Genomic DNA, 5,066 nt, shown 5'->3' with positions numbered 1-5,066 from the left:
ATATCACCCCCACACCAAGCCCGTGGTAATATCCGGGGTCCCGGGGGTACGGGGGGCGGTCGGTGCCGCGCCGGCCCCGCCGGCCGGTGGGCACGCCGGCGCCGGCGCCCTGCACGGGCGCCGGCGCGACGTCGGTCGTCATACCGCTCAGCCGTTCTCGATCTTGGTGACCAGGCCGTTGTCGGCGTCGAAGAACTTCGTGTTGACCGCCGACCAGCCGCCGAGCTCGGTGATGGTGTCGAGCTTGCTCGGCTGCGGGAACGGGTTGCTCGGGTCGTTCGCGCCCTCGACGGTGCCCGGGTCGACACCCTGCACCGCCGGGCGGAAGCCCTTGCCGGCGAAGATCTTCTGGCCGTCGGCGCTCTCGGCGAAGGTCAGGAAGTCCTTCGCCGCCTGGTTCGCGGTGGTCGTGACGGCGGCGGGCGTCTCGATGAGCATCGTCTGGGCGGGGACGATGTAGTCGAGGCTCGCGCCCTTCTGCTTGGCCGCGATGGCCTCGGCCTCGTAGGAGATGAGCACGTCGCCGGTGCCGTTCAGGAACTGCTGCGTCGCCGCCGAGCCGCTCTCGGCGTGGCTGACGATGTTCTTGTAGAAGGCCTTGAGGTAGGTCTCGGCGTCACTGGCCGACTTGCCCTCGTCGATGACGTGCTGGTACGCGGCGAGGATGTTCCACTTCGCGGAGCCGGACGTCTCGGGCGTCGGGGTCACGATCTTGATGCCGGGCTTGACCAGGTCGTCCCAGCCGGTGATCTTCTTCGGGTTGCCCTTGCGGACGACGATGACGACGACCGAGTCGGCGATGATGCCCTTGGTCGGGCCGGTGTTCCAGTCGGACGCGACCTTGCTCGGCACCAGCTTGGTGAGGTCCGAGCCGGTCGAGAAGTTGACGAAGTCGGCCTTGGCCTGGCCGCTGAGCACGTTCTTGCTCTGGGTGCCGCTCGGGCCGTACGAGGCGTTCACGGTGACCCCCTTGCCGGCCGATGTCGCGGCGAAGGCCGTCGCGAGCGCGTCGTAGGCCGGCTTCGGCACCGAGTAGGCCACGAGGTTGATCGTGCCGCCGCTGCCGCCCGTGCCGCTGCTGCCGGTCGCGCCCGCGGCCGTCGAACCGGAGCCGCCGCCGTTCGACGTGGTCGAGCCACCGGACGACGAGCAGGCACTGACGCCGAGGGCCAGCACAGCGGTGGCGGCGACGATCGTCGCAGCAGGTCGGATACGCGTCATCGACTTCCCCATGAATTCCAGTGTTTCCGGTATCTCCACCGGCTAGATAGACAATAGCAAAGAACGAGGGCTGGCTTGCAATCGGGCGATTCACACCGAATCGGCTGTGGGTGCCTCGCGCTCGTCGACGCCTGCGACATGGGCCGCCTCAAGGTGCGCGAGCGGGCCGCCGGCACGCAGGGTCTCGGGTGCCGCGAGCACGAGCAGGATGGGCGCCAGGCAGACCGCGGCGCACACGACGAGCGCGACGCCGAAGCCGGCGCCGTCGGCCACCGCGCCGGCCACGATCGGGCCGAGGATGGCGCCGAGGTCGCCGGCCATCTGGAACGCGGCGACGACGGTGCCGCCGCGCCCACCGACGACGTCGCCCATCACCGCACCCGGTGCCACCGAGTCGGCGGCGCCCGCCACGCCGAGCAGTGCCATGGCGAGCACGAGCCCGACGCGGCCGTCCAGCACCGGCAGCAGGACGAACCCGACGGCACCCAGCGCCAGCCCGAAGATGATCACCGGGCGGCGCCCGACCGTGTCGGCGGTGCGCCCGAACGGCAGCAGCAGCGCCCCGCTGACGAGGCTGACGATGAGGAAGGCGCCGTAGACCCACCCCTGCCGCAGGTCGAGCTCGTCGGTGATGAACTGCGGCACGAGCGACGAGCGCGCGCCGACGACGGCGAAGTCGCCCGCGAACCCGGCCGCGAGCACCGCGACGTAGGCACGGTGTCGCAGCGCGGCCCGCAGGGGCATCGGCGCGGCCGGGTTGCGCTGCGGGGCGGCGAGCTCGCTGCGCCGCAGCATCCCGAGCCCGAGCGAACCGGCCACGAGCAGCGTGCCGGCGTAGATGAAGAACGGGGCGCGCAGCGACCAGGTCGCGACCGTCCCGACGGCCGGCCCGGCGATCATGCCGAGCAGGAAGGCGCCGGCCCAGGCCCCCTGGGCGCGTCCGCGCAGGTGGTTCGGCGTCACCCGCACCAGCAGGCTGGCCGCCCCGACACTGAACATGATCGAGCCGGCACCGCCCGCGCCACGCAGGACGAGCAGCTGCCAGTAGCTCTGCGCGAACCCGGCCAGCAGGCTTGACACCGCGACGATGCCGATGCCGCCGGCGAGCACCACCCGCTCCCCCGCCGCGTTGACCAGCCGCCCGACGAACGGGGCGACGAGCAGGCGGGTGAACGCGAAGGCGCTGACGACCGCGCCGGCCGCGGTCTTGCCGACGCCGAACTCGCGGGCGAACAGGGGCAGCGCCGGCGCGACCAGCCCGAACCCGAGCGCGACCATGAACGCGACGGCGATGAGCGCACGGACCTCGAGGGGCAGGGTCCGAAGTGGTCGCACCCGGGACATCTTGCCCGGCGGACGGCGTCCGTTCGCGCGGGGAAACCCGCAATTCCGTTCAGAAACGCAACACACCGCTCCCGACGTCCGCGAGCGGCGGGAGCCGCGGTCAGTGCTCGGTGACGTTGCGCTCGTACAGCAGGCCGTAGGTGAAGGTGCTCTCGCCGTCGGCGTGGGCCGCGACGGCCGCCCGGCGCAGGAAGTCGGCGGCGACCACCTGGTCCTGCCGGGCACCGAGCACCTTCTGCGTGCGCTGGGCGTCCTTGGCCACGCGGCGGGCCACCTTGCCGACGGTCGGCTCGGTGAGCTCGGCGACGTAGCGGGCGCGCTTGGCGGCCTTGCGCACGCGGTGCAGCGCGGCGTCCCGTCCGCGACCGTCCGGCACGGCGGCCCACCGCTTGCGCACCGTGCGCTCGGCCCGTTGCAGGTAGCCGAGCGCGGCGCCGGCCTTCCGCCGGCCGTCGCGGGCCGGCAGGTCGGTGCGCCAGGCCGTGAGCTCGTCGAGCAGCGCGTGGTACCGCTTGCCCTTCATCGCCGTCGCGAGGGCGCGCGCGGCGGCGGCTTCGTCGGCCGCGAGTCGGGCGTGGATGCGGGCGGCGACCGGGCCCAGCACGAGCTCGTCGGGCACCTCGGCGAGCTGCTGGTCGAGGTGGTCACGCAGCACGTGCACGTCGCGCACCGCGCCGAGCAGCTCGCCGTACCAGCCGAGCTCGGCCTCGAGCGCGGCGGCGCGATCGGCCTCGAAGACGTCGTCGAAGACCCGCAGCGCGCTGCGGTAGCGGCGCGTGGCCACGCGGGTGCCGTGCACCGTCGCGTCGTCGAGCAGGCCGCCGGCACTGCGGCGCAGCGCGACGTCACCCGCGACCAGCACGAGGAACTGCTCGTCCAGGTAGCGACCGAGGGCGCCGGCGAGGGTGCGGCGATCGCGCTCCGGCCCGCTCGACGCGCCGAGCGCGCGGGCGAGCTTCGAGCGGCTGACCGAGGGCTTCGCGCCGTGTCGCCCCAACCACGCCGCCGCCTTCTGCAGCTGTTGCTCGGTACCGCCGAGCAGTTCGATCTCGACCTCGCGCCACTGCCGCACCGTCGCGAACTCGCCCGACGCCGTCGCGGTCACGTCGTCGACGGCGAACTCGAGGCGCGGCGTGCCGTCGGCGGCGAGCAGCCGGGTGACCTGCCGGTGCGTCGTCACTTCGGCGATCGGGACGACCGGGGCACCGCGCCGCAGCCCCGCTGTCGCGTCGCGCAGCGCTGCGGGCAGGCCGCGCGTGCCAAGGGGCGCCTGGATCTCGGTGCGCGCGTCACCGGCGGGGAGCTTGAGGTGCCACCCCTCGTCCTCGCCGCCCCGCCGACGGCGCAGCGTGAGGCCGGAGCGGAAGAGGTGCCGCTCGGCGGTGTCGTAGTAGGCGGCCTGGAGCTCGAGGTCGGCGGTCGACACCGACCCTCGCTTCGGCAGCAGGTCGGACGGGTCGGGCAACTGCCAGTCGACCGGCACGTCGAACTTCAACTCGCGCTCGCGGTGGTCCACGGCGGAACTCTAGTGCGGCCCCGATGCCGTGGCACGGGATGTCCGGGTCGCTGCCCGCTGAAGGTCCCGACTCGGACAGCTTTCCGGCTTTGCGTGCCAGCCCCTCACATCTGTTGAGGACGTCGACGATCGACGCATCAGGCGTGACAGATCGTCACGACCCTTCGACATGGACTTGACAGGACGTCACAGGACGAGCAAGGAGCCCCACCATGCGCAGCCTCTCCCCCCGCACCCGCCGCGGCAAGGTCGTCACGATCGCCGGCGTCGCCGCCGGCGCCATGACCGCGTTCTTCGTCGCCGCCGCCGCGACGAACTGGACCGTCGGCATCAACAGCGGCTCGGACGGCGAGGCGCAGTCGGCCACCATCTCGAACCTGACCGTCACCGCGACCGCGAGCCCCACCGCCGGCAACCTGCTCTACCCCGGCGGCACCGGCGACGTCGTGCTCACCATCAGCAACCCGAACATCTTCCCCGTCGAGGTCACCGGCTTCTCGGTGCCGAACGACGCCACCTTCGCCGACGGCTACAGCGACAGCGGCCTCAGCAGCGCGCAGGCCGGCTGCGACCACACCAACAGCGCGGTCACCTGGGCCGGTGCGGTGAACGGGTCGTCCGCGAACCTCACGCTCGGCTCGAACCTCGTCGTCGCGGCCGCGGTGGGCGCCTCGCCCGGCACGCTGCACGTCACGCTCACCAACGCCGCGGCCATGGGCGCGGGTGCACCGCTGGCCTGCGCCGGGATCTACCTCAAGATGCCCGGCTTCACGAACGTCGCGGCCACGGGCGGCGGCTCGATCACGCCGTCGAACGACCCCGCCGCGACGACCCTGAGCTGACCCGCACCAACCGACCGGGGGGTCTGAGCGGCTGCTCGTGACCGCTCAGCCGGCGGGGCGGGGGGTTGGCCCGCCCCCCCGGTGCCCACCCCCGCCCCCCCACCAACCCAGGGGGTCGATGTCCAGCCCCGCAGTCCGCCCGG

Annotated in this window: 4 protein-coding genes; 1 reads left to right on the top strand and 3 read right to left on the bottom strand. The window is 72.9% G+C overall.

The window, feature by feature from the left end; genetic code table 11:
• Positions 1 to 147 precede the first annotated feature (147 nt).
• The 3 genes from ACTHMS_RS10525 to ACTHMS_RS10515 all read right to left on the bottom strand — a co-directional run bounded on the left by ACTHMS_RS10525 (position 148) and on the right by ACTHMS_RS10515 (position 4,081).
• On the bottom strand, positions 148 to 1,221 hold the full coding sequence (locus tag ACTHMS_RS10525; protein WP_440306613.1) for an extracellular solute-binding protein: 1,074 nt from the start codon (positions 1,219 to 1,221) through the stop codon (positions 148 to 150).
• Positions 1,222 to 1,311: 90 nt separating this feature from the next.
• Entirely contained in the window at positions 1,312 to 2,556 is a 1,245-nt protein-coding gene (locus ACTHMS_RS10520; RefSeq protein ID WP_440306612.1) for an MFS transporter, read from the bottom strand.
• 109 nt (positions 2,557 to 2,665) lie between these two features.
• On the bottom strand, positions 2,666 to 4,081 hold the full coding sequence (locus ACTHMS_RS10515; RefSeq protein WP_440306611.1) for a CYTH and CHAD domain-containing protein: 1,416 nt from the start codon (positions 4,079 to 4,081) through the stop codon (positions 2,666 to 2,668).
• Between the two features lie 212 nt (positions 4,082 to 4,293).
• On the opposite strand from ACTHMS_RS10515, the gene ACTHMS_RS10510 reads away from it, so the two are divergent.
• Positions 4,294 to 4,923 carry a hypothetical protein gene (locus tag ACTHMS_RS10510; protein ID WP_440306610.1) on the top strand — a complete coding sequence of 210 codons (630 nt, stop codon included), beginning with the start codon at positions 4,294 to 4,296 and terminating at the stop codon, positions 4,921 to 4,923.
• The last annotated feature ends 143 nt before the right edge of the window (positions 4,924 to 5,066 follow it).

Source organism: Jatrophihabitans sp. (genome assembly GCF_051960575.1).
Classification (GTDB): Bacteria; Actinomycetota; Actinomycetes; order Mycobacteriales; family Jatrophihabitantaceae; genus JBQCEE01.
Note: the sequence above shows the minus strand (reverse complement) of the source record. Positions and strands in the feature narration are given on the sequence as shown.

Coding starts and splice junctions, on each gene's coding strand:
- ACTHMS_RS10525 (WP_440306613.1), bottom strand. CDS start 1,221: ATGACGCGTATCCGACCTGCTGCGACGATCGTCGCCGCCACCGCTGTG.
- ACTHMS_RS10510 (WP_440306610.1), top strand. CDS start 4,294: ATGCGCAGCCTCTCCCCCCGCACCCGCCGCGGCAAGGTCGTCACGATC.